At 63.1% G+C, this 26,678-nt stretch carries 23 protein-coding genes; 10 read left to right on the forward strand and 13 right to left on the reverse strand.

Annotation, left to right across the window (positions count from 1 at the left end; translation table 11 throughout):
* Positions 1 to 16 precede the first annotated feature (16 nt).
* The 4 genes from J2X15_RS02905 to J2X15_RS02920 all read right to left on the reverse strand — a co-directional run bounded on the left by J2X15_RS02905 (position 17) and on the right by J2X15_RS02920 (position 7,225).
* Positions 17 to 2,470, reverse strand: coding sequence for a protein kinase domain-containing protein (locus J2X15_RS02905; RefSeq protein WP_310339338.1), 2,454 nt, complete (start codon positions 2,468 to 2,470; stop codon positions 17 to 19).
* A gap of 106 nt (positions 2,471 to 2,576) precedes the next feature.
* On the reverse strand, positions 2,577 to 3,920 hold the full coding sequence (locus tag J2X15_RS02910) for a putative bifunctional diguanylate cyclase/phosphodiesterase (RefSeq protein ID WP_310339339.1): 1,344 nt from the start codon (positions 3,918 to 3,920) through the stop codon (positions 2,577 to 2,579).
* Positions 3,921 to 3,932: 12 nt separating this feature from the next.
* Positions 3,933 to 6,944, reverse strand: a complete 3,012-nt coding sequence (locus J2X15_RS02915) for an EAL domain-containing protein (RefSeq protein WP_310339341.1) — start codon at positions 6,942 to 6,944, stop codon at positions 3,933 to 3,935.
* A gap of 128 nt (positions 6,945 to 7,072) precedes the next feature.
* Positions 7,073 to 7,225, reverse strand: coding sequence for a hypothetical protein (locus tag J2X15_RS02920; protein WP_310339343.1), 153 nt, complete (start codon positions 7,223 to 7,225; stop codon positions 7,073 to 7,075).
* 267 nt (positions 7,226 to 7,492) lie between these two features.
* On the opposite strand from J2X15_RS02920, the gene ompR reads away from it, so the two are divergent.
* Both ompR and J2X15_RS02930 read left to right on the forward strand, forming a co-directional pair.
* The gene (gene ompR / locus J2X15_RS02925) at positions 7,493 to 8,224 is read left to right on the forward strand and encodes an osmolarity response regulator transcription factor OmpR (protein WP_310339345.1); all 732 of its coding nucleotides are present in this window, start codon (positions 7,493 to 7,495) and stop codon (positions 8,222 to 8,224) included.
* A 63-nt stretch (positions 8,225 to 8,287) separates the two neighbouring features.
* Positions 8,288 to 9,649 carry an ATP-binding protein gene (locus J2X15_RS02930; protein ID WP_310339697.1) on the forward strand — a complete coding sequence of 454 codons (1,362 nt, stop codon included), beginning with the start codon at positions 8,288 to 8,290 and terminating at the stop codon, positions 9,647 to 9,649.
* Here the strand turns inward: J2X15_RS02930 and ispF are convergent.
* The 3 genes from ispF to ispD are packed head-to-tail and all read right to left on the reverse strand — an operon-like array spanning position 9,636 to position 11,455.
* A complete protein-coding gene (gene ispF, locus J2X15_RS02935) occupies positions 9,636 to 10,118 on the reverse strand; it encodes a 2-C-methyl-D-erythritol 2,4-cyclodiphosphate synthase (RefSeq protein ID WP_310339347.1) in 483 nt (160 codons plus the stop codon). The genes J2X15_RS02930 and ispF overlap by 14 nt on opposite strands.
* A 17-nt stretch (positions 10,119 to 10,135) precedes the next feature.
* A complete protein-coding gene (locus tag J2X15_RS02940; protein WP_310339348.1) occupies positions 10,136 to 10,723 on the reverse strand; it encodes an adenylate/guanylate cyclase domain-containing protein in 588 nt (195 codons plus the stop codon).
* Positions 10,724 to 10,729: 6 nt separating this feature from the next.
* Positions 10,730 to 11,455: a 2-C-methyl-D-erythritol 4-phosphate cytidylyltransferase gene (gene ispD / locus J2X15_RS02945; protein ID WP_310339350.1), complete on the reverse strand. Its 726-nt coding sequence runs from the start codon at positions 11,453 to 11,455 to the stop codon at positions 10,730 to 10,732.
* Between the two features lie 32 nt (positions 11,456 to 11,487).
* On the opposite strand from ispD, the gene mfd reads away from it, so the two are divergent.
* The 3 genes from mfd to serB all read left to right on the forward strand — a co-directional run bounded on the left by mfd (position 11,488) and on the right by serB (position 16,275).
* On the forward strand, positions 11,488 to 14,973 hold the full coding sequence (gene mfd, locus J2X15_RS02950; RefSeq protein WP_310339352.1) for a transcription-repair coupling factor: 3,486 nt from the start codon (positions 11,488 to 11,490) through the stop codon (positions 14,971 to 14,973).
* Between the two features lie 69 nt (positions 14,974 to 15,042).
* Positions 15,043 to 15,525 carry a hypothetical protein gene (locus J2X15_RS02955; RefSeq protein ID WP_310339355.1) on the forward strand — a complete coding sequence of 161 codons (483 nt, stop codon included), beginning with the start codon at positions 15,043 to 15,045 and terminating at the stop codon, positions 15,523 to 15,525.
* 30 nt (positions 15,526 to 15,555) lie between these two features.
* A complete protein-coding gene (gene serB, locus J2X15_RS02960; RefSeq protein ID WP_310339357.1) occupies positions 15,556 to 16,275 on the forward strand; it encodes a phosphoserine phosphatase SerB in 720 nt (239 codons plus the stop codon).
* A 20-nt stretch (positions 16,276 to 16,295) separates the two neighbouring features.
* On the opposite strand, the gene J2X15_RS02965 is transcribed toward serB, so the two are convergent.
* From J2X15_RS02965 to J2X15_RS02975, 3 genes are read right to left on the reverse strand one after another with little or no spacing between them, the layout of a single operon-like run.
* Complete coding sequence (locus tag J2X15_RS02965) at positions 16,296 to 17,870, reverse strand: alkaline phosphatase D family protein (RefSeq protein WP_310339359.1); 1,575 nt, start codon at positions 17,868 to 17,870, stop codon at positions 16,296 to 16,298.
* A gap of 11 nt (positions 17,871 to 17,881) precedes the next feature.
* A complete protein-coding gene (locus tag J2X15_RS02970) occupies positions 17,882 to 18,529 on the reverse strand; it encodes a DsbA family oxidoreductase (protein WP_310339361.1) in 648 nt (215 codons plus the stop codon).
* A gap of 46 nt (positions 18,530 to 18,575) precedes the next feature.
* Positions 18,576 to 19,763 (reverse strand): aminotransferase-like domain-containing protein, encoded by a 1,188-nt coding sequence (locus J2X15_RS02975; protein ID WP_310339363.1) that lies wholly within the window; start codon positions 19,761 to 19,763, stop codon positions 18,576 to 18,578.
* A gap of 123 nt (positions 19,764 to 19,886) precedes the next feature.
* On the opposite strand from J2X15_RS02975, the gene J2X15_RS02980 reads away from it, so the two are divergent.
* Genes J2X15_RS02980 through J2X15_RS03000 form a run of 5 tightly spaced genes read left to right on the forward strand, consistent with a single transcriptional unit; the run spans position 19,887 to position 24,133 of the window.
* Entirely contained in the window at positions 19,887 to 20,693 is an 807-nt protein-coding gene (locus tag J2X15_RS02980; protein WP_310339366.1) for an HDOD domain-containing protein, read from the forward strand.
* Positions 20,690 to 21,334, forward strand: a complete 645-nt coding sequence (nth, locus tag J2X15_RS02985) for an endonuclease III (protein ID WP_310339367.1) — start codon at positions 20,690 to 20,692, stop codon at positions 21,332 to 21,334. Before J2X15_RS02980 ends, nth begins: the two co-directional genes overlap by 4 nt.
* A gap of 12 nt (positions 21,335 to 21,346) precedes the next feature.
* Positions 21,347 to 22,168, forward strand: a complete 822-nt coding sequence (locus tag J2X15_RS02990) for an HDOD domain-containing protein (RefSeq protein ID WP_310339369.1) — start codon at positions 21,347 to 21,349, stop codon at positions 22,166 to 22,168.
* Between the two features lie 25 nt (positions 22,169 to 22,193).
* Complete coding sequence (locus J2X15_RS02995; RefSeq protein WP_310339371.1) at positions 22,194 to 23,327, forward strand: GGDEF domain-containing protein; 1,134 nt, start codon at positions 22,194 to 22,196, stop codon at positions 23,325 to 23,327.
* Positions 23,324 to 24,133, forward strand: a complete 810-nt coding sequence (locus tag J2X15_RS03000) for a substrate-binding periplasmic protein (protein WP_310339373.1) — start codon at positions 23,324 to 23,326, stop codon at positions 24,131 to 24,133. The genes J2X15_RS02995 and J2X15_RS03000 overlap by 4 nt, the downstream gene beginning before the upstream one ends.
* A gap of 7 nt (positions 24,134 to 24,140) precedes the next feature.
* On the opposite strand, the gene J2X15_RS03005 is transcribed toward J2X15_RS03000, so the two are convergent.
* From J2X15_RS03005 to cobT, 3 genes are read right to left on the reverse strand one after another with little or no spacing between them, the layout of a single operon-like run.
* Positions 24,141 to 24,695, reverse strand: coding sequence for a histidine phosphatase family protein (locus J2X15_RS03005; RefSeq protein WP_310339375.1), 555 nt, complete (start codon positions 24,693 to 24,695; stop codon positions 24,141 to 24,143).
* Complete coding sequence (locus J2X15_RS03010; RefSeq protein ID WP_310339377.1) at positions 24,692 to 25,561, reverse strand: adenosylcobinamide-GDP ribazoletransferase; 870 nt, start codon at positions 25,559 to 25,561, stop codon at positions 24,692 to 24,694. Before J2X15_RS03010 ends, J2X15_RS03005 begins: the two co-directional genes overlap by 4 nt.
* Positions 25,562 to 25,571: 10 nt before the next feature.
* Positions 25,572 to 26,660, reverse strand: coding sequence for a nicotinate-nucleotide--dimethylbenzimidazole phosphoribosyltransferase (cobT, locus tag J2X15_RS03015; RefSeq protein WP_310339379.1), 1,089 nt, complete (start codon positions 26,658 to 26,660; stop codon positions 25,572 to 25,574).
* Positions 26,661 to 26,678: the final 18 nt, after the last annotated feature.

Genomic DNA, 26,678 nt, shown 5'->3' on the forward strand with positions numbered 1-26,678 from the left:
TTTTATAGCAAAACGTCTAGCTGGACTGCTTGAACGCCATCACGGCCTGGTTGCGCAGTGTGCGAAGCAAGGCGAGTTCCTTGTCGTCCAGCTCCAGCGCGCCGCGTACGGCTTTGTCAGCGTAGATCAGGCCAAACGGCGCGCCCTTGATCTGCAGGGGCAGCAGAAGGAAGGTGGGCGCGTTGATGTGCAGGCGGTACCAGTCGGGCAGGCGCTGCACGATGCGCGCCTCCGAGGCATCGCTGATCATGGTGTCCGCGCCCTTCACGCTGACCACACCAAACAGGTCGGGGCTATCCGATTTCAGATGCGTCTTGAACACCTTGACGCAGCGCTCCACGCCCTCCCCCAGGCCAAAGCGGCCCACCATCATCTCGGTCTTGGAGTCGCGCATGCAGAAGATGATGCGATCGAACTCCATGGCGCGGTACATGGTCTCCAGAATCATGCGCAGCACGTCACTGAGCTTGAAGTCCTCCACCATGGCGTTGGTGATGTCCTGAATACCGGCAGCCAGGGTCTCAGCCACCTGGCGTGCGCGCAGCGATGCGATCTGGTCGGAGTCGGTTGCGGGCGTGGCCTGCAGCTCCAGGCTGCCAAACTGTGATTCTTCGGGTTTACTCGGGCGCAGCATCTCCACAGGCGGCTCGGCGGGTTTGAGCAGCTTGGCGGCGGCGGACCCGGGTGCGACCCGGATCTCCATGGCCGCGGCCAGGTCCACCAACTTCTGGCGTGCCTTGTTGGTGGCGGCCAGCACCTCTTTGGCGCTGACCCCCATGGCGGCCATGTACTTGCGGGTCACCAGCGACAAGCGCGCCTCCCGCTCCTGCGAGTCGCTGTGCAGCAGCACATCGGCCATTTCGTTGGAGGCCAACGCCACCCAGCGCACGCGTTCGTTGCTGTCGGCCGGTGCGCGCTGGGGCGGCTCACCCGCGGGCTTGCGCATGCAGTGCTGGATGTCTTCTGGCAGGCTCCAGGCCCTGGCAATGCCCAGCCCCAGTGCCTCAAAGCTCAGACCCAGCACGCTGATGGCCGCGGATATTTCGGACAAGGGCCGACGCGGGTCTTGCATGAGGCCACGCACGCGCGATGCCTCTTCGGGAAAGTAAAACAGCACCAACAGCCGCCCCAAGTTCTGGAACATGGCACCAATAAACGCCTCCTCGCTCTCGCGCACCACGGGGCACAGCTCGCCACCAATGCTGCCCGCCAGCAGGGAACGCAAAAACTCTTCCTTCAGCTGTGCTGCATGGGCTTTGTCCTGCATGTGCTCTAGCAGCACCAAGCTCAGCGCCATATTGCGGATACCGTTGAAGCCCACCAGCGTGACCGCGCGCGACACCGTGCTGATGGTGCCACTGCGCCCGTAGTGCGCGCTGTTCACCAGCCGCAGCAGCTTGTTGGTCAGCGCCACGTCCTTGAGGATTTCGTTGGTGACGCTGCCGACACTTTCCGTTTCGGACGCCGCCATGCTCTGGATGCGCACGACCGAATCGGACATCGCCGGGAAGTCGCTCTTGTGGCGCATGCGCCGCAGCAGAAAGTCCAGCGTGTCGCTGCTGTTGGTGGTTGCGCTGGGGGAGCCGGTCACACTTCCTGCGGTAGATTGCGTCCACTGCTCCAGCTCGGACTGGAACACCCGGGCACTCACAAAGCGCTGGCGCGCGTCGTGGGCCAGGGCGCGGTTGACGATGGCACGCAAGCGGTCGTCCACGCCCGGCACGGTGTCCTCTGGCAGTAGCAGCTGTTCGTGCATCACGCGGTAGACCGCGCGATACGGGTCGGCCTCGTCGATCAGGCGCTTGCCTGTGAGCAATTCGGCCAGCACCACACCAGCCGAAAAAATGTCGGTGGACGGGGACGGTGGGGCACCGTCAGCCGCTTCGGGTGACAGATAACCAATCGTGCCACCCACCACCGAGGGCTCTGTGCTGCTGTTGTCGCGAATGCGGGCAGCAATGCCAAAGTCCATCACGCGGGCACGCCCAGCCCCATCAATGAGCACATTGGAGGGCTTCAAGTCTCGGTGCACCACACCGGCGGCATGGGCCGTAGCCACGGCGTCCAGCACGCCCATCATCCACACCACCGATTGCGGTACGGGCGGTGCGCCGCGCTCGCGCAGGATCTGCTCCAGCGTCTGACCGGCCACATACTCGAACACCAGGTAGGGCTGCTGTGCGTGGATATCGGCCTCAAAGACCTGAACAATGTTGGGGTGCGTCACGCGCCCTACGCTGCGTGCCTCTTGCAGCCAATGGGCAACGGCCTGCGCGTCGGAGCCTTCACCGGGGCGCATGACCTTGATGGCTACTTCGCGTTCCATGCGGGGGTCAAAGGCCCGCCACACGGTGGACTGTGCACCCTGCCCCAACACCTGGCGCAGTTCAAACCGCCCTAACACGCTGCCAACCGACAACGCCTCGGTAGCGGGCAAATGGCTCTGGGCAAAAGACGGGGATTCAGGCATATCGCTAGCTTCTGGCTGTTATGGAAAGGGCCCAACGACGGTGCCCTCGACGGCAAAACACATGCTGGAGTATGGCACCGCCAGCCCCATTTTTGGAGCTTGAATATCAGCCTACGGCAAACCCTGCCGATGACTGCGCAGCACGCACAAACGCGACAAACTCCGGCGAGGGAATGGGCCTACTGAACAAATAGCCCTGGAAGATATGGCAGTCGTGTTCCAACAGAAAGTCCCGCTGCCCCTGGGTCTCCACGCCTTCGGCCACCACAGCAAAGCCCAGGCTCTTGCCCAGGGTGATGATGGTGTTGGCAATCGCAGCGTCATTCGGGTCGGCCAGCACGTCACGCACAAAGGACTGGTCGATCTTGATTTGCTCCAAAGGGAGCCGCTTGAGGTAGTTCAGCGATGAATAGCCCGTGCCAAAATCGTCCAGCGAGAAGCTGACCCCAATGGCCCGCAAGGCCTCCATCTTGTGGACGATGTCGTCCATGTCTTGCACCAGCATGCTCTCGGTCAGCTCCAGCTTGAGCCGCTGCGGATTGGCCCCCGTCCGCTGAAGCACCGCCTGCACCTGGTCCACAAAATCCTTTTGGTGAAACTGGCGCGCACTGACATTGACCGACAGGTTGAGCTGGGCCAACTCGGGCATCTGTGACCAGGTCACCAACTGAACGCACGCAGTGCGCAGCACCCAAGCCCCCAGTGGAATAATCAGCCCGGTCTGTTCGGCCAGGTCAATGAACTCGCCGGGGCTGATCAACCCCTGCTGCGGGTGCTTCCAGCGCAACAGCGCCTCGGCGCCCAGGACGCGTCCTTCGGACGTCACCTGCGCCTGGTAGACCAGAAAGAACTCTTCGCGGTTGATACCCTTGCGCATATCTATCTCCAGCCGGCTGGACTCGGCCACATCGGTCACCATGATGTGTACCAACGCGTACAAGCCCAACATGGCAAACGCGGTGTTGGTCCAGGTGCCTGAGATACGGATTTCGTCGGGGATACGGTACGGCGTAGACAAGCCCCACACCGTGCTGGCCACCACCACATAGGTGAGGAACAGAACACCCACCACGGTATTGCGAATCCAGGGGGATTCATCACGCAACACCAGCATGGAGGCCAATGCCAGCACCAGAAAGTAATGATGGGTGGAGCGCGGTGCCACCGAATCGGGGATGTCAAAGACAAAGGAAAACACGCACAGCATGGTGTAGATCCCACCGGCCATCAGTGCAAAGGCCAGACGGGTGCGCTGCTTCACCGTCAGGTAGGCCACCGCCACACCGAGGGACAGCATGCCCAGCTCGATCGCGACAATGGACCAGACACCCCGCAACACAAAGAACACCGACCACACCGCGCCGATGCTGACCATCAACGCTGCCCCGGTAAAGAGCATGCGCCGCACGCGACGGTGGTGCTGGTCCAGGGTATTGGTTGACAGACCCATGGTGTTGCGAACTCAGGCTTGCGCGCTCAGGTAGGCTTCAAACACGTCAACAGGCAATGGCCGGCTGAAGTAGTAACCCTGGTAGGCGCTGCAGCCGTTCTGGGCCAGAAAATCCCGTTGTGCGGCGGTCTCTACCCCTTCGGCAATGACTGCCAATCCCAGACTGTTGCCCAACGCGACGATGGTGCGGGCGATGGCGGCATCGTTGGGGTCGGTCAGCACGTCCTGCACAAAGGACTGGTCGATCTTGAGCTGGTCCAACGGCAAGCGCTTCAGATACGACAGCGAGGAGTAGCCGGTGCCAAAGTCGTCCAGCGAGAAGCCGACGCCACGGGCACGCAGGGACGTCATTTTGGCAATCACATCGTCCACGTTGTCTACCAGCAGGCTCTCGGTCAGCTCCAGCTTGAGCCGCCGCGGGTTGGCCCCGGTGTAATCCAGCATGGCCAGGATGTGGTCGGCAAAATCCTGCTGCCGGAACTGGCGTGAGCTCACATTGACGGCCAGCACCAGCGGCTCAGTGTGCGGAGCTTTGGCCCACTCCACCAATTGGGCACAAGCTGTCTCCAGCGCCCAGCTACCCAGCGTCAAGATCTGCCCACTCTCTTCAGCCACCGGGATGAACGATCCCGGAGACACCAGCCCCCGCACAGGGTGGAGCCAGCGCAGCAAGGCCTCTGCTCCAAAGACGCGGCCCTGGGCATTGACCTGCGGCTGGTAGTACAACAAAAACTGACCATACAAAATGCCTTGGCGAATGTCCGCCTCCAGCTCTGCGCGCTGGGACACCGCGGCCTGCATCAGGGGATCAAAAAACCGCAGGCCGTTGCGCCCGGCGTTTTTGGCCTGGTACATGGCCAGATCGGCCTGTTTGAGCAGCTCGTCAATACCCACCTCATGGCCGCTGTAGAGCGTAAGGCCTATGCTGGGCGTGCTGTGGTACTCATGCCCCGCCAGGCCAAAGGGCGCATTCAGCGCCGCGATCAGCTTCTCGCCCACAGCCGTGGCCTGGGCGGCGGCCACTTCGCGCATGGCGTCCAGCCCTTCGAGCATCACCACGTATTCGTCACCCCCCAGCCGGGCTACGGTGTCTTCTTCACGTACCGCTTCCATCAGGCGCTGCGCTACCTGCTGCAGCAGCAAATCGCCCTTGTCGTGTCCCAGGGTGTCGTTCAGCGTCTTGAAATGGTCCAGGTCAATGAACAGCAAGGCGCCGCAGGCACCACTGCGGGCGCTGCCTGCCAACGCGTGCTGCAAGCGGTCCATCAGCATGCGCCGGTTGGGCAAGCCTGTCAGCGGGTCGTAAAACGCCAGTTGGCGGATCTGGTCTTCCGCAGCCTTGCGCTGGGTAATGTCAGTGACCGTGGCCACATAGTGGGTCAGCTGCTTGCTCTCATCGGTCACAGCGGTGATGTGCATCCATTGCGGGTACACCTCGCCATTTTTGCGCCGGTTCCACAGCTCGCCTTGCCAGGTGCCATCACGCGCCAGCTTGTCGTTCATCTCGGCATAAAACGCGTTGTCATGCCAGCCGGAGCTGAACAAGCTGGGCGTCTTGCCAATCACCTCATGGTCTTCGTAGCCGCTGATGCGGGTGAATGCCTGGTTCACCCGCAGAATCTCGCGCTTGGCATTGGTTACCAGCATGCCCTCCTGCGCCTCAAACGCTGTGGCCGCTACGCGTAGCTCTTCCTCCGTGCGCTTGCGGTCGGCCAGATCAATGTCGAAGCGGAAAAACTCGGCCTGCTCCGCCGGGTTGTGCACCGCCGCATGGCTGGAGAACACCGGCACGTCCTTACCGTTTTTGTGCACCAGGACCAGCTCTGCAGGGACGATGACCTCGCCCGAACTCGCCATGTCCTGTAATGCATCCCGCATGGGCTTGCGCAGGGCATTCGGAACAATGGTCTCGAACAGGTTGCGCCCCACGGCTTCCGCTGTCGTGTAGCCATACAGGCGCTCGGATGCGTGGTTCCAGTACGTAATGGTGCCATCGGGCGTGTAGCCCTGCACGGCCACAGAGGGCAGGTTTTGCAGCAGGTTGCGAAAACGGGCCTCAGACGCTCGCAGCTCGTCCTGCGCAGCCGAGCGCTCTGTCACGTCGCGGGCCAGCAGCACTACGGCGCGGCGCTTGTCCAGCCGCTCGGCCAACGGGTGGGTTCGGCCTTCAAACCGCCGCATGCCCCGTTGGGTCTTGATTTCATACTCAAACATCTGGGTAGCCTGCAGCTCCAGGGTTTTGAGCACCTGGTCCAACAGGCGGTTGGCCTCAACCACCGGCAGCACATCGTGCAAGCGCCGCCCCAGCAATGAGTCCCCGCTAGTGACCCGCAAGTTGCTGCGGCTGGACAGCACCTCAACAAATTTCCCATCCTCGTCCAATAGAAACAACAAATCCGGAATGGCGTGTACCGTGGCCTGCAGGCGGGCTTGGTGGGTGTCCAGCGCTATTTCCGTTTCAAAGCGAGAGCGCACGTCTTTGAGGACCAGGCCCATCAAAAGACTGGCCGGGGTAAATACCAGCAGCAAGGGTATGCCCACCGTGGCAATCGCCTTGGGTGCCACATCCGGTGGAAGTTGGAAAAACAGGCTGACTTCCAGAAGATGCACCAACAGTCCAAACCCCAGCAGCGTCGGCCAGCCCAGGTTCACCCAGCTGGCCCGATGGGCGTAGTAGTAGGCGAGGCCCATCGCATAGCTGATGAATACCACGGCCGTGCCCACATTGGCACCAACACCGCCCAAGTACCAGCGGTAGCCGCCTGCTATGAGCGCTGCAATGGTTCCCGTCAAGGGCCCGCCGAACAAACTGGCCATACTGATCACCACCGAGCGGGCATCGAAGATAACGCCCGGGGTCATCACCAGGGGCGTCATCATCCCGATGACGCAAATGCCGCCAAACAGCACGCCGCTGGAAATTTGGCTCAACCGCTCCTGCCCGCGCAGAGCGCGAATGCTTAGGCTGTGCAGCAGGCTCAGCGCCAGCAGAAGGACGACGCCTTTGACCAGCTCTAACACCATAGGGCAAGCCCCCCGCCCGGTACGCAATAGCACGCCAAAGCAAATACCCCTGAAGTATTGTTCAGGGCATTATGGCGTGGGTAAGGCAGTTTGCGGGGCCCTAGTCTCAGGGCCTGGTGGAGGGAGATTCAGGGGCTTTTTTGCTGGGTCCGGAGCTGACGGCGCAGTTCGGCACGCTCCTGGGCCGTCAACTGGCGTTCACTGCTGACCGGCGCTGCACTGTCTTGCACTGGCACATTGCGGCGCTGCAGGGCTTCGCGCAGTTCGGCTCGGCGTTGCATCGCACCCTCATTCGCGGCAGGCGCGGTGTGGCCAGTCCCGGCTGCCACCAACAATGGAAACGCACACAGCAGTAAAGTAACTTTGGAATGGGACATAGTGGATTAACGCGCGACCAGGTGCCGCTGCTGACATTGTGAAAGCCGACCCTGCGCACGCCAGTTGCTTATTTGTAACATAGTGTCAACCCATGCGGGTAGACCGCGGTAGTGGCCCGCCAAGCCGCGCAAAATCGGCTTTGTTACAAATTCAGAAAAGGAAAGAGGCCCATGCAACCGACCGGAACCCGCCCCAACAAGATCTTGGTGGTCGATGACGATGCCCGCATCCGGGACCTGCTGCGCCGTTACTTGACGCAGGAAGGCTTTGACGTGCTGATTGCCGAGGACGGCAAGTCGCTGACCCGCATCATGCTGCGCGAAACCGCTGATCTGATCGTGCTGGATCTGATGATGCCTGGCGAAGATGGCCTGTCCATCTGCCGCCGCCTGCGTGCTGCCAATGACCTGACCCCCATCATCATGTTGACCGCCAAGGGCGAGGACATTGACCGCATTGTCGGTCTGGAGGTGGGCGCCGATGACTACCTGGGCAAGCCCTTCAACCCACGCGAACTGCTGGCCCGGATCCACGCCGTGCTGCGCCGCCGCCCAGTGACCGAAGCGCCAGGTGCACCGTCTAGCGACAACGAGGTGGTGAAATTTGGCGCCTTTGTGTTTGACTTGGGTGCTCGCACCCTGAGCAAAAGTGGCCAGGAACTGGCCCTGACTACCGGTGAATTCGCCATGCTCAAGGCCCTGGTGCGCCACCCGCGCATCCCCCTGTCGCGCGAAAAACTGGCCCAGCTTTCCCGCGGCCGCGAGTTCGAGCCGTTTGACCGTAGCTTGGACGTACAAGTGTCCCGCCTGCGTAAACTGGTCGAGAGCGACCCCACCACCCCGCGTTTCATCCAGACGGTGTGGGGTGTGGGCTATGTGTTTGTGCCAGACGAAGCGGTTTGACCCCTCCAATAAGCAGTGTCACAAACCAATCCCCCTGACTTTGACCCCAGCGCCGTCGCGGCGCTGTCTGCAGACGAACCCACCGGCATCCACTGGCCGTTTGCGCGGCTCAGCCTGTTCTGGCGCACCTTCTTTCTACTGGCGATTTTGCTGCTAGGCAGCATTCTGGCCTGGTTGCAGACGCTGCGGTCGCTGGAATTTGAGCCACGCGCGCTGCAAACGTCCCAGCAACTGGCCTCCCAGGTCAACCTCAGCCGTGCCGCACTGATCCACGCCGATGCCATTGCCCGCGTCTCGCTGATCAAAACCATGAAGGACGAGGAAGGCCTGCGCATCGTGCCGCGCGAGCCCAATGACGAGTTCAGCCTGCTCGACAGCGACACCCTGAGCCGCCGCGTCGCACAGGACCTGGCCGAGCGCCTGGGCAAAAGCACGGTGGTGGCCAGCCAGGTGAATGGTCAGATGGGCATATGGGTCAGCTTCATGATCGATGGCGACGACTACTGGCTGCAAGCCGACCAGAGCCGGTTTGCGCCTGCGGGAGGCACGACCTGGATGATCTGGCTTTTTGTCGCTGCCGCTTTGTCTTTGGCCGGTGCAGCCTTGATTGCCCGGCTGATCAACCGCCCGCTCAAGGAACTGTCGTTTGCTGCCAGCCGCGTGCGCGAAGGCAACTTCAGCGCCAGCCAGTTGGATGAGCACGTCAACACCAGCGAGATCCGCGAGGTGAATATCGGCTTCAACCGCATGGCCCAGAAACTGGCCAAGGTGGAGCAGGACCGGGCCGTGATGTTGGCTGGTATTTCCCACGATCTGCGCACGCCACTGGCCCGCCTGCGCCTGGAAACCGAGATGAGCGTAGCTGATGAAAGTGCCCGTGCCCACATGGCGGCAGACATCAGCCAGCTCGACGCCATCATTGACAAGTTTCTGGACTACGCCCGCCCTGACCGGGTTGCACTGGCCCCCGTGGTGCTGGGCGACGTGGTCGAGACCTGCGCGTATTCCTTGCAAAAACTTCCCGACGTGCGCATCAAAATCGATATGGAAGAGGACCTGCTGGTGCTAGCCGACGAGGTGGAGCTGGGCCGGGTGCTGTCCAACCTGCTGGAGAACGCCCGGCGTTATGGCAAGTCGGTTAACACCGGCATTGCCATGATCGACATTGCCGCCATTGCGCGTGACAAATGGGTGTTGATCAAGGTGCGCGACCACGGCATTGGTGTGGCAGAAGAGCAGTTACACCAGCTGACCCAGCCGTTTTACCGCGGCGAGGCTGCGCGCACAGCGGCCAATGGTGCAGGCCTGGGCCTGGCGATTGTGGACAAGACCATCCAGCGCATGGGGGGGACGTTCAAGCTGGGCAACTCGAGCACCGGTGGCTTGTCTGCCCAAATCCGGCTGCAGCGCGCTACGCGGCTTTGAACAACAGCACGACGGCGCGAGCCTCCATGGCTCGCCCCTCGCCCACTGGCCCCATTTTTTCGGCCGTCTTGGCCTTCACATTCACCTGCCCCACATCCACACCCAGCACCGTGGCAATGCGCTCACGCATGGGAACGATATAAGGCGCCAGCTTGGGCGCCTGCGCAATGATGGTGCTGTCCAGATTGCCCAGCGTGTAGCCCAGCGCACGAATATCCGCCGCCACCTTGGCCAGCAGCACGGCCGAGTCCGCACCCTTGTACTGGGCATCCGTATCAGGAAAATGCTTGCCAATGTCGCCCAGTGCGGCGGCGCCCAACAGCGCATCGGTGATAGCGTGCAGCAGCACATCGGCGTCTGAATGGCCCAGCAGCCCCTTGCTGTGTGGCACCTCCACACCGCCCAGCATGAGCTTGCGCCCTTCCACCAGTTGGTGGGTGTCCCAGCCTTCGCCGATTCGAATATTCATAGTGTTGGGTTCCTGTGTCAGGGGGCTGGGGTCACGGCAAACGTGGTGACATCCATGCCCGAAATGGAAACTTGTATGGACTGGAACCCCAGTCCGGCCGTGTCTGTCAATTGCTCGCGCACGCGCTGGGTCACCAGCACCTCTCCCGGGCGGGCAATGTCTTCGCCCAGTTTGTAGGCCAGGTTGACGGCGTCGCCAAAGCAGTCCACCTGCTCCAGCAACAAGATCTCGCCCACATCAATACCCACACTGAACGCCAGCAGTGGCGCCTGCCCCTCCACCACAGCCGCATTCACCATGGCCAGGGCCGCGGCCACCGCATCCGCCACGTCGTCAAACACCGCGAGCAGGTTGTCGGCCTCGTTCTTCACCACCTCGCCATGGTGGGCCAACACCAGCGGCCGGGTGATCTTGTGCATGCGGCGGATCTGGCACAGGTAGGCCAAGATGCCATCGCGCCGCACCGTCAGCGTGAAGCCACTCATGTCCAGCGCCAGCACCGCCTTGCGGCGTTGGAAGGTGTCCAGAATCATCTGCTCCACGCCGGGCTTGCGCGCCTCGGGTGTGGCGATCAGGGTGTCCAGCAAGGCGGCAAAGGCGTGCATGGCGGTTTACTCCGGTGTGCGGGCGGCCAGCAGGGCCTGGGCCAGCGCAAAGTCTTGCGGGTAAGTGACCTTGAAATTCTGGGCGCTGCCCTCCACCAGGCGTGGCTGCAAGCCCATGAACTCCATGGCGCTGGACTCGTCGGTCACCGCGTCGCCCGCGGTCTGCAGCGCGTCTTGCAAAGCCCCCAGGCGAAACATCTGCGGTGTCTGGGCCAGCCACTTGTCCGCCCGGTCCACGGTGTGGGCCACGCGGCCACCCCGCTCCTGCTTCAGCGTGTCTGGCAGCTTCAGCGCCAGCAAACCGCCCACGGGGTCGTTCTCGCACGCATCGATCAGGGCATTGATCTGCGCGGGCGTGATAAGGCAGCGTGCAGCGTCGTGTACCAGCACCCAGTCATCCGCCCCCGCACCCTGCTCCCGCAAGGCATTAAGACCATTCAATACGGTTTGAGCCCGCGTAGATCCTCCGCAAGCAGCTACCAAAACCATAGCACTCTGCTGCTCAAAGAACGTATCAGCCTGGTTCACCACCACCAGTGTTCCTGCCAACCGGGACACTGCAGCGAAGGCCGCCAGCGTGTACAGCACCATGGGCTGACCGGCGATGGGTTGGTACTGCTTGGGGCCAGCTGCGCCCGAGCGACTGCCATTGCCTGCACAGGGAATGAGCGCCCATAGGCGCGGATACGTCGCGCTGGAAGTGGAAAGAGTTTGTGGGAGGACGGCATTCATAAGGGTGGCCCATTCTAAAATCGAACCCATCCATGGATTTACCTAAACTGACCTCGGGCAAGCGCTTCACCTTGCCCCGCCCTGCCGGCTCTGCCGACGCCCTGCTCTTGGCCCGCTTGGGCGAACGTGAAAAAGCCGCCGGCCGGCCCATGACCGTGGTGACTGCCAACGCCAGTGACGCCCAGCGTCTGCTGGAAGAAATCGCTTTTTTTGCCCCCACGCTGCGCTGCGCGCTGTTCCCCGACTGGGAAACCCTACCCTACGACACGTTTTCGCCGCACCAGGACCTGATCAGCGAACGCTTGGCCACCCTGTGGCGTATTAGCCAGCGCGACAAGGAAACCGGCGCCGACGTCGTCATCGTGCCCGCGACCACGGCGCTGTACCGCTTGGCACCGCCCAGTTTTCTGGCTGGTTACACCTTCGAATTCAAGGTTAAGCAGAAGCTGGATGAGGCCCGCCTCAAGGCCCAACTCACGCTGGCCGGCTACAGCCACGTGACCCAGGTGGTGAGCCCCGGCGAGTACGCGGTGCGCGGCGGGCTGATTGATCTGTTCCCCATGGGTAGCGCCGTGCCCTACCGGGTGGACCTGTTTGACGACGAAATCGACAGCATTCGCACGTTTGACCCCGACAGCCAGCGCAGCCTCTACCCTGTGCCCGAAGTGCGCCTGCTGCCCGGGCGCGAGTTTCCCATGGACGACGAGGCGCGCACCAAGTTCCGCAGCCGCTGGCGCGAACTGCTGGACGGCGACCCGACCAAGAGCCGTATCTACAAAGACATTGGCAATGGCGTGGCCACCGCTGGCATCGAGTACTACCTACCGCTGTTTTTTGAAGAGACAGCCACCGTGTTTGACTACGTGGGCGCAGACGCCACCGTGGTACTGCACGGCGACCTGGAACCGGCCTTCCAGCGTTTCTGGCAAGACACCAAGGACCGCTACCGCCTGGTGCAAGGCGACCCGGACCGCCCCGCCCTACCACCCGAAGCGCTGTTTTTAGGCACCGAGCAGTTTTATGCCCGGGCCAACGCCCACGCCCAGTTGGCCATTCGCGCACCGGGTGAAGGCGACGCGTTTGTGGAGTTTGCCGGCCTGCCCCCCCTGTCGGTGGAGCGTGGCACGGAAGACCCGCTCTCCCGCCTCAAGGCCCATGCCCGCAACACCCAGCACCGCATCTTGGTACTGGCCGAGAGCGATGGCCGCCGCGAAAGCCTGCTGGACTTTGTGCGCGCCAGCGGCATCTCGCCACCGGCGTTTGACTCGCTGGCCGAGTTCCAAGCCAGCGACGAGAAGTTTGGCATTGCCACCGCAGGCCTGACGGCGGGCTTCAGCTGGCTGGAATTCGGCATCGACCTCGTCACCGAGACCGAGCTGTTTGCCTCTGGCCCCACCACACGCCGCCGCAAGAAGCAGGAGCAGGTCAGCGATGTGGAAGCGCTGATCAAGGACCTCTCCGAGCTCAATGTGGGCGACCCGGTGGTACACAGCGCGCACGGCATCGGGCGCTACCGCGGTCTGATCAACATGGACATGGGCAACAAAAACGCCCAAGGAGAGCCCGAGCTGCAAGAGTTTTTGCACCTGGAGTACGCCGACAAGGCCACGCTCTATGTGCCCGTAAGCCAGCTACAACTCATCAGCCGTTACACCGGCGTGAGCGCCGACGAGGCACCGTTGCACCGGCTGGGCAGTGGCCAGTGGGAAAAGGCCAAGCGCAAGGCCGCCGAACAGGTACGCGACAGCGCGGCCGAGCTGCTCAACATCTACGCGCGCCGCGCGGCACGCGAAGGCCATGCCTTCCGCTACAGCCCGGGCGATTACGAAACCTTTGCCAACGACTTTGGTTTTGAAGAAACCGCAGACCAGAAGGCCGCCATCCACTGCGTGATCCAGGACATGATCAGCCCCCGCCCCATGGACCGCCTGGTCTGCGGCGACGTGGGTTTTGGTAAAACAGAAGTTGCGTTGCGTGCGGCCTTTGTGGCGGTTACCGGTGGCAAGCAGGTGGCGTTTTTGGCACCGACCACGCTACTGGCCGAGCAGCACTACCAGACGCTGGTGGACCGTTTCGGCAAATGGCCCGTGAAGATTGCCGAGATGAGCCGCTTTCGCAGTGGCAAGGAAATCACCGCGGCGCTCAAGGGCGTGGCCGACGGCACGGTGGACATCGTGGTGGGCACGCACAAGCTGCTGAGCCAGGACACCAAGTTCGCCAACCTGGGCCTGCTGATCATTGATGAGGAGCACCGCTTTGGCGTGCGCCACAAGGAGCAGATGAAGGCCTTGCGCGCCGAGGTGGACGTGCTCACGCTGACGGCCACCCCGATTCCCCGCACGCTAGGCATGGCGCTGGAAGGCCTGCGCGACCTCAGCGTGATTGCCACCGCCCCGCAGCGCCGCCTGGCCATCAAGACCTTTGTACGATCTGAAGGCAATGGCGTGATCCGCGAAGCCGTGCTGCGCGAACTCAAGCGCGGCGGGCAGGTCTACTTTCTGCACAACGAGGTGGAAACCATCGAAAACCGGCGCCAGAAGCTCGAAGAGCTGCTGCCCGAAGCCCGCATTGCCGTGGCCCACGGCCAGATGCCGGAGCGCCAGCTGGAAGCCGTGATGCGCGACTTCATCGCCCAGCGCTACAACCTGCTGCTCTGCTCGACGATCATTGAAACCGGTATTGACGTGCCCACGGCTAACACCATCGTGATGAGCCGCGCCGACAAGTTTGGCCTGGCCCAACTGCACCAGCTGCGTGGCCGCGTGGGGCGCAGCCACCACCAGGCCTATGCCTACCTGATGGTGCCGGACATCGAAGGCCTGACCAAGCAGGCCCAGCAGCGGCTGGATGCGATCCAGCAAATGGAAGAACTGGGCTCGGGCTTCTACCTCGCCATGCACGACCTGGAAATCCGCGGTGCGGGTGAGGTCCTGGGTGAAAACCAGAGCGGCAATATGCTCGAGGTCGGCTTCCAGCTCTACAACGAGATGCTGAGTGAGGCCGTGCGCTGCTTGAAGGCCGGCATCGAACCCGACCTGCTGAGCCCGCTCAACGTCACCACCGAAATCAACCTGCACGCCCCGGCGCTCTTGCCTGATGACTACTGCGGCGACGTGCACCTGCGCCTGTCGTTCTACAAAAAGCTGGCGACGGCCAAGAACACCGACCAGGTGGACGCGCTGCTCGAAGAAATCGTGGACCGCTTTGGCAAGCTGCCAGCCCAGGCGCAAACACTGATCGACGTGCACCGCCTGCGTGTGATTGCCAAGCCCTATGGCGTGGTCAAGGTGGATGCGGCGCCCGGCGTGATCACCATCACCTTCAAGAAAGACGCCCCCATCGACCCCATGGGCGTGATTGCGCTGATACAGAAAAACAAGCACATCAAACTGGTGGGCAATGAGAAGCTGCGCATCGAACGCGAGCTTCCCGAGGTGAAAACCCGGGTGCAAATGGTGCGGGATGTGCTGCGCAGCCTGGGCACACCCGTCACCAGCATTTCGAAATCGAATGCCTAGGCCCGGGCCTGCCACAGAATCAGTCCCTTTTCCGGCTACATTTTCGGCACAACTTTTTACGGGGAGCCCATGGATCAAGAAAACACCAATATCACCGCTACGAATGTCGTGGAACTGGGCGGTAAATCGTGGACGGCCTATTTTTGGTCCGGGATTTTCGCCATCGTCCTGCTTCTGCTATCCGTCGCTTTCCTGGGAGCCAACATTTTTGGCGGCCTGATTGTTCTGAGCGTGTCCCTGCTCATCATTGCGCTGCGGTTCTATTCCATCAAAAGCCACCGCCTGTACATGGATGACATCGGTGTCTGGCGTTCGTCCGGCATCTTGCCCTGGACCAAAGGCACCAGCGGCGTGAAGTGGCGCGACCTGGATGAGGCGGTGTTCTTCAAATCCATGTTCAGCTGGATGTTCAAGTCTTACTCCATCCGTATCGGCCATCGCTTCACCAAGGACAGCGAAGTCTTTCTGGACCACTGGGACCGGGGCGACAAGGCTGTGATGGCCATCAATGCCCGCCACCAGGAACTGGTGCGGGCCAACGCGCTGCACTAGTCCCTGCTGCTATACCCCTGTCACCTGTATATGCCCCAAGAACTCGCCCCCGGTCTCGTCGTCCAGAACCTGCCTGCCGCACTGAAGCTTGCCGACTACAAGCTCATCGCCTTCGACATGGACTCCACGCTCATCAACATTGAGTGCATCGACGAGATTGCCGACGCCGTAGGTCGCAAGGCCGAGGTGGCTGCCATCACCGAAGCGGCCATGCGCGGGGAGATCACCGACTTCAAAGACAGCCTGCGTCGCCGGGTGGCTTTGCTAAAAGGGGTCACAGTGGCTGACCTGGAAGTCGTCAAGCGCGAACGCCTGCAGCTCAACCCGGGTGCGGCCGCACTGGTGGCGGCCTGCCAAAAGGCAGGGCTCAAGGTGCTGCTGGTCAGCGGTGGTTTTACTTACTTTGCCGAACATGTGCGTGCGCTGCTGGGCATCGACTACACCCGCTCGAACGTGCTGGAAATCGCCTCGGGCCCCAACTGCGGCGTGTTGACTGGTGGATTGGTGCAGCAGAGCTGGGGCGACATCTGCGACGGTGCGGAGAAACGCCGCACCCTGCTCGAGGTGGCTTCGCTGCTAGGCATAGAGCCCGCACAGTGCATTGCTATGGGCGATGGCGCCAATGACCTGCCCATGATGGGTGCCGCTGGCCTGTCAGTGGCCTACCACGCCAAACCCGCCGTACGTGCCCAGGCCCAGGTCGCCATCAATAGTGGCGGTCTGGATCGCCTGCTTGAAGTGCTGACGTAAATCTGTACGGCCCAAGCCGCTTAGGCTTGGTGCACCTCCGCCCGCCCTTGCTCGACCGTGAACGCTGCCAGCGTCTGCACGTCGGCGTCTGCCCGCGTCACGTCGTCCACGACGCGCAGCGTCACACTAAGCTGCTTGGGTGTGAACTCAGCCACACCGTAGCCACGCCGCTCACGGTCGGCAAATACAAAGTGCGGGTTGTCCTCCAGGGTGTCTGCCATGCCTTCGTTGGTGCCACCGCGTGAAGTGATACTGGTGCCGCAAAATTCCACACCCACGACCGCACTGTCGCGGCGCGCGTAGTCGGCTTTCACATGGCCCACCCAATTGGAATGCACGTCACCGCCCAGAAACACGGGGTTGCTGACCTGATGGCGCTGCAGGGCCTCGGTCACACGCGTGCGGGCGGCGCCGTAGCCGTCCCAACCGTCGTTGGACACGCTGACCCCATCGCCAGGTTTGAAGTCGCGCTGGCCAAACACGGTCTGTTGCCCCAGCACGGTCCATTGCCCGCCACCAGTAGCCAAAGACTGGTCGAGCCAGCGCTCCTGCGCGGTGCCCAGCAATGTGCGGCGCGGGTCTGCCAGCGCCGCACAGTGGGCTGGGTTCACGGTGCTGGAACCTGGCCCGCCCCCCTTGGTACAGGCCTGCGGGTCGCGGTACTGGCGATCGTCCAGCAGGTGCAACGTGGCCAGACGGCCAAAAGGCACGCGGTCGTAGAGGCGAAGTTCGCGGTGGGCGCCCCACACAGCATTGAGCGCACGGCCTAGCGCAGCGGCGCGCAACGGCATGTGCTCGTAATAGGCTTGGTAGGCGGCCGTGCGGCGGGCCATAAAGTCAATGCCCTCGGGTCCGCGGTTACCTGGTGCCTCCCCCGCGTAATCGTTCTGCACTTCGTGGTCGTCCCAGGTTAGCAGCCAGGGGCATGCCGCATGCATGGCCTGCAGATGGGAGTCAGTCTTGTAAAGGGCGTAGCGTGCGCGGTAATCATCCAGGCTAACGGCGGTACCGCCTGACGCACTGCGCACCGCCTTGCTGCTGCCCGCATATTCGTAGATGTAGTCGCCCAGAAACATCAGCGCATCGAGCTGCTCGCCCAGCATATGGCGGTAGGCGCTGTAGTAGCCGTGTTCCCAGTGCTGGCAGGACGCATAGCCCAGGCGCAGCCGGTTGGCGGCCGCGCCTGGCGCGGGGAATGTGCGGGTGCGCCCCACGGTGCTGATCGCACCTCCAAGCATGAAGCGGTAGTGGTACCAGCGGTCCGGCTCCAGACCCTGCACCTCCACATGCACCGAATGGGCGAGCGATGGCAGCGCCTGCGCTTGGCCGGATTGCACGGGGCGTCGAAACTGTGCGTCATGCGCCACTTCCCATCGCACGGTGACGGGTTCGGCGCCCCACGAGGCCTGGGCCTGCGAATGGCCTTGCACTAACCGGGTCCACAAGACGACGGAATCATGCGTGGGCGAGCCGCTGGCCACGCCGAGTACAAAGGGGTTGCTATCTACCCGGGTCTGGCTCCAGGCGCTGCGCGGCAGCCACAGCGTGCTGGCGCTGCTGGCGGCCCAACCCAGGAGTTGCCGCCGGTCCAGCATGGCGGAGTTGCTTAGCCCTGCGCCGCGATCTGGCGCAGCGCCTGCTCAAACACCTCGGGCGGCTGGCCGCCGGAGATGAGGTGGCGGTCGTTAATGATGACCGCTGGCACCGAGTGGATGCCCTGGTCCAAGTAGAGCTGCTCCTGCTCGCGCACCTCTGCGGCGTAGTCGTCCGTGGCAAGCACACGCTGGGCTTCGTCCACATCAAGGTCCGCAGCCCGCACAGCGCGCAGCAGCACCTCATGGTTGCTGGGGTCCTCGCCATTCGTGAAGTAGGCCGCAAACAGCGCCTTCTTCAGCGCCAGCTGCTGGCCCGAAGTTTCGGCCCAGTGCAGCAGGCGGTGCGCATCAAATGTGTTGTAAATGCGGCCACGCTTAGCCATATTGAAGGTGAAACCCAAGGCTTCGCCGCGCTGGCGGATGTTCTCGCGGGCGGCCGCGGCCTGTTCAGGCGTGGATCCGTATTTTTTGTGCAGGTGTTCGGTGATGTCCTCGCCTTCAGACACCATGTTGGGGTTCAGCTCAAACGGCTGGAAATGGATGTCCGCCTGAACCTCGTCGCCCAGCCGACCCAGCGCAGTTTCCAGGCTTTGCAGGCCAATGGCGCACCAGGGGCAGGACACATCGGACACAAAATCAATTTTCAGGGTGGCGGGCATAACGGTTTCTCGCTCAAAGATCAGGATATCGGGGCGGCCCCAAGAACTACAAGGCCTGGCCCAGGCGGCCAATGCCCTCTTCAATCTTGGCCACATCCGCCGTGGCGAAGCTCAGGCGCAGGGTGGTCAGGTCAGGGTCGTGCGCGTAAAACGGCGCACCGGGCACAAACGCCACCAGCTTGTCGATCGCGCGCTTGGCAAATTCGCTGGCATTGTTTTCCTTGCCATTGGCGCCCGTCAGGCGAGCCCAAAAGAACATGCCGCCCTTGGGCTGCTCAAACGCAATCGCATCACCCAGTTCACGCCGCAGGCATTCGGCCATCACACGGGCGCGCTCGGCGTAGGTGGAGCGTACGGCTTTCAGGGCCGTAGGCAGGCGGTTCAGAGTCAGGTAGTGGGCGGCCGTGGCCTGGGTCAGGTTGCTGGTGTGGGCATCGCTGAACTGCTTGCACATGGTGGCGCGGCTCAACAATGCGGGCGGTGCAATCAGCCAGCCCACGCGCAGGCCGGGGCTCAGCACTTTGCTGAAACTGCCGCAGTGCGCCAGCCAGTCGCGGCTGCCGGGCACGCTGTCGCTCAGGGCCAGCAGGCTGGGTGGCGGGGCCTGGTCAAAGAACAGTTCGCCGTAGGGGTCGTCTTCCACCACCAGGGTTTGGGTGCGCACGGCAATCTCCAGAATGCGCTTGCGACGTTCCAGGCTCAGCATAGCGCCGCTGGGGTTGCCAAAGGTGGGGATCAGGTAAACCAGCTTGGGTTTGTGCTCTTCAATCAGCGCTTCGAGCTTGTCCACATCCACGCCGTTGGCATCAATCGGCGCGCCAATGACCTGCGCGCCGTAAAGGCGGAAGCACTGGATAGTGGCCAGGAAGGTGGGGGCCTCCATGATGACCTTGTCGCCGGGCGAGATCATGGTCTTGCCGATCAGGTCCAGCGCCTGTTGGCTGCCGGTGGTAACGATCAGGCCATCGGGCGCCACGGTGGCACCCTTGCTGACCATGTGGGTGCTGATGCCTTCGCGCAGCGACTGGTAGCCCTCGGTGGCGCCGTACTGCAGCACCGGGCCGGGGCTGTTCTTTAGCACCGCGTCGGTGGACTCGCGAATGCCTTCCACATCAAACAGTGCGGGGTCGGGAAAGCCACCCGCAAAACTGATGATGCCGGGCTTGCCCAGCAGTTTGAACAGCTCGCGGATGGCGGAGGTTTCTACATTGTTCAGGCGGTCGGCAAATTGCATAGGGCTCTCTTTCGGCAAACGAGGGGCAAAAAATAGTCGACCATGCAGTGCAGATTGCGGCGTGCGCACATGGCTTTGGGTTAAATTGTCACCGATTGGGTCGCAACTTTTTTGGGAGAAACCATGGCCAACCTCGATTCATTCTTTGAATCCATCAAATTGCCTTCCATGTCCGAGGTCGCGCATGCGCTCATCCAGAGCCTGAACGACGACAACGCCTCGGTCCCCCAGATACGCGACCTGATCGCCAAGGACCCCGCCCTGTCGGCCAAGCTGCTGCGCCTGGCCAACAGCGCCCAGTTCGGCCTGCCACGCGGCGTGGGCACGCTGGACGACGCCATTACCATGGTGGGCATGTCCAAGGTGCGCACCCTGGCACTGGGGGCCTGCCTGAGCGAATCCTTCCCCTCCCTGCCCGACCTGGACCGAACCGAGTTCTGGCGCTCCAGCATGGCCTGCGCGGGCTACGCCCAGTGGCTGGCCAACCGCCTGAACATTGACGGCCAACTGGCCTGGCTCACCGGCATGATGCTGCGCCTGGGCGAGCTGCTGATTGCCCAGGCCGATCCGTCCACCCTGCACGAAATCGAGAAGCTGCCCCATATTCCCGGTGTGCGCTGGCAGCGCGAGCAGCGGCTCATCGGTTTTACCGAAGGCCAAATCACCGCCGAACTGGCCCGCCGCTGGAACTTCCCCATGCAAATGGTGCAGGCGTTGCAACGCTCGGCCGACCCCATCACCGAGCAAGCCTTCTCCCGCCTGGGCGCCATCGTGCACCTGGCCGGTCTACTGGCAGAAGAACCCCACCGCGATGCAGAGGCCGTAGACATGCTGCCCAAGGACGTGATTGCCGCGCTAATGCTCGACGTGGACTGGCTGCGCACCAAGTTCCCAGACGAAGCGACCTTTCTGGATGTCAGCACCCAGTGACACCTGCTGCGATTGAAACCTTTTTTGCCACCCTGAAGGCCGCCAACCCGCACCCGCAGACCGAGCTGGAATTCAGTTCGGTGTTCGAGTTGCTGGCAGCCGTGCTGCTGTCGGCCCAAGCCACCGATGTAGGCGTGAACAAGGCCACGCGGCGGCTGTTTGTGGTGGCCAACACGCCGCAAAAAATTCTCGATCTGGGCATTGAAGGCTTGGAACAGCACATCAAGACCATCGGCCTGTACCGTAGCAAGGCCAAGCACCTGATGCAAACCTGCCAGATGCTGGTGGAGCTACACGGCGGCCAGGTGCCGCGCACGCGTGAGGCGCTGGAAGCCTTGCCTGGCGTGGGCCGCAAGACCGCCAATGTGGTACTCAACGTGGCCTTTGGCGAGCCAACCATGGCGGTGGACACGCACTTGTTCCGCCTGGGCAACCGCACCGGGCTGGCCCCGGGCAAAACACCGCTGGAGGTGGAGCACAAGCTGCTCAAGCGCATTCCGCCTGCTTACATGGTGGACGCCCACCACTGGCTGATCTTGCACGGCCGCTATGTGTGCCAGTCACGCAAGCCACTGTGCTGGCAATGTGGCGTGGCGGCGGTCTGCGGCTTTACACTCAAGACTCCCGCACCCCCAGGCTAAGCCCCATCCACCATGGCGGACATAAACTCTTTCATCCAGACGGTCAAACTGCCCGTGATGCCAGAGGTTGCGCACGCGCTGATCCGCACATTGGAAGATGATGAAGCCGATGTGGTCATGGTGCGCGACATCATCGCTAAAGACCCAGCCCTCACCACCACCCTGCTGCGCATGGCCAACAGCGCCATGTTCGGCCTGTCACGCTCCGTCACCTCGCTGGACAACGCGGTCACCGTGGTCGGCATGGCGCAGATCCGCGCACGCGCCCTGGGCATTTGCATGGCGCAGGGTTTCTCCCTGCCCCCGTCTATCAACCGACAAGAGTTTTGGCGCTACAGCATGGTGTGCGCGGGCTATGCCAAATGGCTGGCCAGCCAGACTGGGCTGGACGAGGCCCAGGCCTGGCTCACCGGCATGATGTTGCGCTTGGGTGAACTGGTCATTGCGCTGCACAACCCTTCGTTGATCGCACTGGTGGATGCGCAGCCCTGCCCGGCTGGCGAACGCTGGCGGCGCGAGCACCTGGTGCTGGGCTTTGACGAGGGGCAGATCACTGCCCTGGTGGCCATGCGCTGGGATTTTCCCGACGAAGTGGTGCAAGCCCTGGGCCACTGCACCGACGCCACAGCCGCGGTACGGGTGTCGCGCCTGTGCGCGGTGGTGCATCTGGCGGGCTGCCTGGCCGATCAGGCCAGCAGCCTGGCTACGGTGCAGGACGGGCTGCGCCAGGCGCCGACTGGCGTGTTGGCGTATCTGAAGCTACCTGTGGAGCGTCTTGTAGGGCAGTTGCCCGACCCGGAAGACTTCAGCGATATTTCCAGTTTGTTTGCCTGAGCGGCGCCGTGAAGAGAGTGATTCTTTGAAGCTGGACATTCGCACCATTCTGTTCATGGCCGCCTTCATGGGGCCGCTCATGGCCTTCGTACTACTCTCGCTGCGGCGCAACTACCCCGTCAGCGTGCGTGGCCTGGGTTGGTGGGCTGGCGGCACGCTGGTGATTTTTATCGGCATTGTGCTGGTAGCGCTGCGTGACATACTGCCTCTGCTAGCGACGGTATGGGGCGGCAACAGCCTGCTCATTGGTGGCACCCTCATGTGGCTGCTGGGCACGGAGAAGTTTTTGGGTCTGCCCACCAGCCTTCGCACAACCGGTGCGCTGGTACTGGTGGCATCGGCACTACTGGCGTACTTCGTGCAGGTACAACCCTTCTATGAAGCGCGGGTCACGGTGATAGACACCACCCTGGTTATGCTGATTGTGCTGCACAGCCACCGCCTTGCCCAGCACAACCGCTTCGATTTTTCAGGACGCTTTTTGGTGCTGTCGCTTATGGCCACGGCCTGCGCCTGGGTGGTTCAGGGCGCGGGTGCGCTGTCGGGCTACACCGAAGGCAACGCCATGGTGTCCAACAACTTTAACGCCGTGATCAGCGCGGTGCTGACCTGCTGCACCCTGCTCACACTGATCGGCTTTGTACTGCTGGCCAGTGAGCGCGTGCGCGATGAGTTTGAACGCCTGGCCACCAAGGATTCGCTGACCGGCGCGCTCATGCGCCGCGCCTGGGACACTGCCGCCCAGCTGGAGATGGACCGCTGCCGCCGCCATGGGCGCGACCTGTCGCTGATCGCCATGGACCTGGACCATTTCAAACAAATCAACGACACCTACGGCCACTTGGCCGGTGACAAGGCGCTGATCGACTTTGTGGTCCGGGTCAACACCCATTTGCGCCGCCAAGACCAGCTGGGCCGTCTGGGCGGCGAAGAGTTTGTGCTGCTGTTGCCCGAAACCTCGCAAAACGACGCCGTGGTGGTGGCTGAACGCATCCGCGCCGCTACCGCCAACTCGCCCGCCCACCCGCGCTACACCGTCAGCATGGGCGTGGCAACGCTGCAGCCCAGCGACATGTCGCTGCAACACCTGATGTCCCGGGCCGATGCTGCCATGTACCGCGCCAAGGACCAGGGGCGCAACCAGGTGGTAACGCAATGAGCCACCGGCCCAGCCGCACCATCCTGCGCTGCTGGGCCGCACTGTGCAGTGTGCTGCTGTGGGCCGCCGCCCAGGCCGCAGAGCCCGCCAAACCCGTGACGCCGGTGCGGCTGTGCTTTGAAAGCGCCACTATCCAGCCCTGGCGGACCGCCGAGGGACGGGGACTGAACTTTGAACTGCTGCAGCAGGCCAGCCAGCTGGTGGGCGTGCCCTTCACCTACCAGGCCCTGCCCTGGAAACGCTGTCTAGCCAGTATGCAGGCCAACGAGGTGGATGGGGCGTTTGCCGCCAGCTTCAATGAAGAGCGGCTGGAGATGGGCGCCTACCCTGGTGGCAAGACCGTAGATGCCTCCAAACGCATGCACATCGACCGCTTCGTGCTATTGCGGCGCAAAGGTAGCCAGGTGCAATGGGATGGCAAGCAAATCAGCAACCTCAATGGTCCGGTAGGGGCGCAGCTGGGTTATTCCATCGCGGCCCAACTGCGTAGCTGGGGCGTGGCGGTGGAAGAAAACAACCAGGGTGCGCTGGCGCTGGCGCATCGCCTGATGCTAGGCCGCGTGGCTGCGGTCGCCATGGGCGGCAGCGATGCGTCCATGGTCTCGGTGCAACCCGATGTGGCCGCGCAGCTGGAGGAGTTGCCCATTCCGCTGACCGAGAAGCCCTACTACCTGATGCTGTCGCACCAGTTGCTGGCCAACCAGCCCGAGCTGGCCCAGCGCATCTGGAAGGCGATAGAGACCGTGCGCAACAGCGCGGCCTACAAGCGGCAGGAACGCCAGGCCCTGGAGAACATGCCCAACTAGGGCGCGCTCAGGGGAGAAAGCGCAGCCACTGGCCGAAGGCTGGCCCCTCGCGCGGCCAGTCCCCGGCGTACAACACCGTGCGCTGCCCCTGTGCCAACAGGCTGGCCGCCCGCGCCACGCCCGCGTGCGTAATCCACACCTGGGCCTGGCCCGCTGCGCGCGCGGGCAGGCAGGCATCCCACACCTGGGCCACGCGAGCCATGAATTCGGCCACTGACTCTTGCCCGCCAAAGCGGTGCGCCCAGAAATCGGCCGTCCAGGCGTCCATGGCGTCTTGGGCGATGTCGGCCCAGGCCACGCCCTCAAACAGGCCAAAGTGCATTTCCACCAGCCGCGGCTCGGGTTTGAAGGTTAAATCGGGCCGTAGCCCCCGTAGATGCTGCGCGAGTAGCTTACATCTTTGTAGCACCGATACATGCACCTCGGCGCCCTGCGGCAGCTCCTGGGCCAGCGCCTGGGCAGCGTGCGCCGTGGCTTCGGGCTCGGCCGGCAGGTCCAGCGCGCCGTAGCACAGGCCGGGTGCCACCCGCGGCTGCGCATGGCGCACCACCCACAGCGTCATGCCAGGCCGCCGCGCGACGCGGCGCCCCAGGCCAATGCCAGGCCCAGGTAAAACGCCAGTTCGCCCACCTGCTGGGTCGCGCCCAGGCAATCGCCGGTAAAGCCCTGCAGGCGGCGCGCAAACCAGCGCAGCATGGCCACCCAGGCCAGGCCACTGGCCAACACACCCGCGACCAGCCACAGGAGTACGGTGGACCACGACAACCCAGGCACTACAAAAACCATAGCTGCTTGCGCAATGGCGACCAGGGCTAGAGCGCTAAAAGACCATGAACATGCCACCCACAGACTGCCCAGGCTGATCTGGTCCGCCAGCGGTTTGGACTTGGAACCGGCGGCATCGCCCACATGCGGCAGCAGGCGAATCGTCAGCAGTGGCCAGAAGCGGGACACCACATGGCCCGTGAACAGCGCCACACACAACACGGCACCGTGCAGCGAACCTAAGAGCGCCAACAGGCTCACTTTGGCCAGCAGCGCCAGCACCACGGCAATGGCGCCAAAGGCGCCCACGCGCGAGTCCTTCATGATCTCCAGCGCGCGCTCGCGGTTCTGCGTGCCACCCAGGCCATCGGCCACATCGGCCAAGCCGTCTTCATGGAAGGCGCCGGTGATGAGCACACTGGCCACCGTGCCCAAGACGGCGGCCACCAGCGGTGCAAATGGGCTGGCGGGCAGCAAAGCCAGCAGCAGCCAAGTCCCCAGCGCCACCGCGCCCCCCACCAACGCACCCACGCCCGGCAGATGCGCCGCACTGGCGCGCAACATGGCCGGGCTAAAGCCCACCCAGTCCGCCAGCCGTCCGGTCACCGGCACACGCGTGAAGAACTGCAGCGACAGCAGGTAGTGGCGAAGGAAGCTGGCCATGGACCGTGGCTTAGTGCGTGGTCACCGGATCGGCCGATTTTTCGGACACACCGGCCGACGCAAAGCTCGCCATGTCCCGCAGAACGGTGCAGGCCGACTGCAGCAACGGCCAGGCCAGCGCAGCGCCCGAGCCTTCGCCCAGGCGCAGGCCCAGGTCCAGCAGGCCCTGCACACCCAAGTGCTGCAACATGAACTCATGGCCACGCTCACCCGAACGGTGGGCAAACACGCAGCGTTGCAGCACCAGCGGCTGCAGCGCATGCGCCACCAGCACCGCGCTGGTGGCAATGAAGCCATCCACCACGATCACGCGGCGCTCCGCCGCCGCCTGCAGCACCGCGCCCACCATGGTCGCAATCTCAAAGCCACCAAACGCCGCCAGTGCGTCCAAGGGTGCGGTGGCATTGGCGTGCAGGGCCAGCACTTCGCGCAGCACTTCGGTCTTGCGTTGCACCGCAGGGGCGTCCAGCCCGGTGCCAGCACCGGTGCACACGGCAATGTCCAGCCCAGCCAAGCGTGCGAGCAGTAGCGATGCGGCCGAGGTATTGCCAATGCCCATCTCACCCAGCAGCAGCGCATTGCCCGGTAGGCCCTTCACCAGGTCCATGCCGTGTTGCAGCGCTTCGTCGCGCTGCGCGGCCGTCATGGCGGCTTGGGCTGACGAATCTGCGGTGCCCAGTTCCGCGCCTTGGGCCTTGCGCACCTGCAAACCGGGGCGTGTACTGCCTGCGGGCAAACCGGCCAGAAAATCGCGCTTCACACCACAGTCCACCACCGTCAGCGCAATGCCGTTCTGCTTGGCCAGCACGCTGACCGCGGCGCCACCCGCCAAAAAGTTCTCCACCATCTGCCAGGTCACATCGCTCGGAAACGCCGAAATGCCGCGTGCGGTGAGCCCATGGTCGCCCGCAAACACCACCATCTGCGGTTGGTCCAGCACGGGGGCGGTGCTGCCCAGAATCTGGCCGATCTTCAGCGCCAGGTCTTCCAGACGGCCCAGCGAACCCAGGGGCTTGGTTTTGTTGTTGATGGTCGCGTGCAACGCTTCGGTGAGGGCAGCGTCGTGGAGATTGACAAGGATAGGGAGTGTGGTTTGCATGGTGGTAGAGGGAAATGA

It is taken from the genome of Rhodoferax saidenbachensis (assembly GCF_031457975.1).
Classification (GTDB): Bacteria; Pseudomonadota; Gammaproteobacteria; order Burkholderiales; family Burkholderiaceae_C; genus Allorhodoferax; species Allorhodoferax saidenbachensis_A.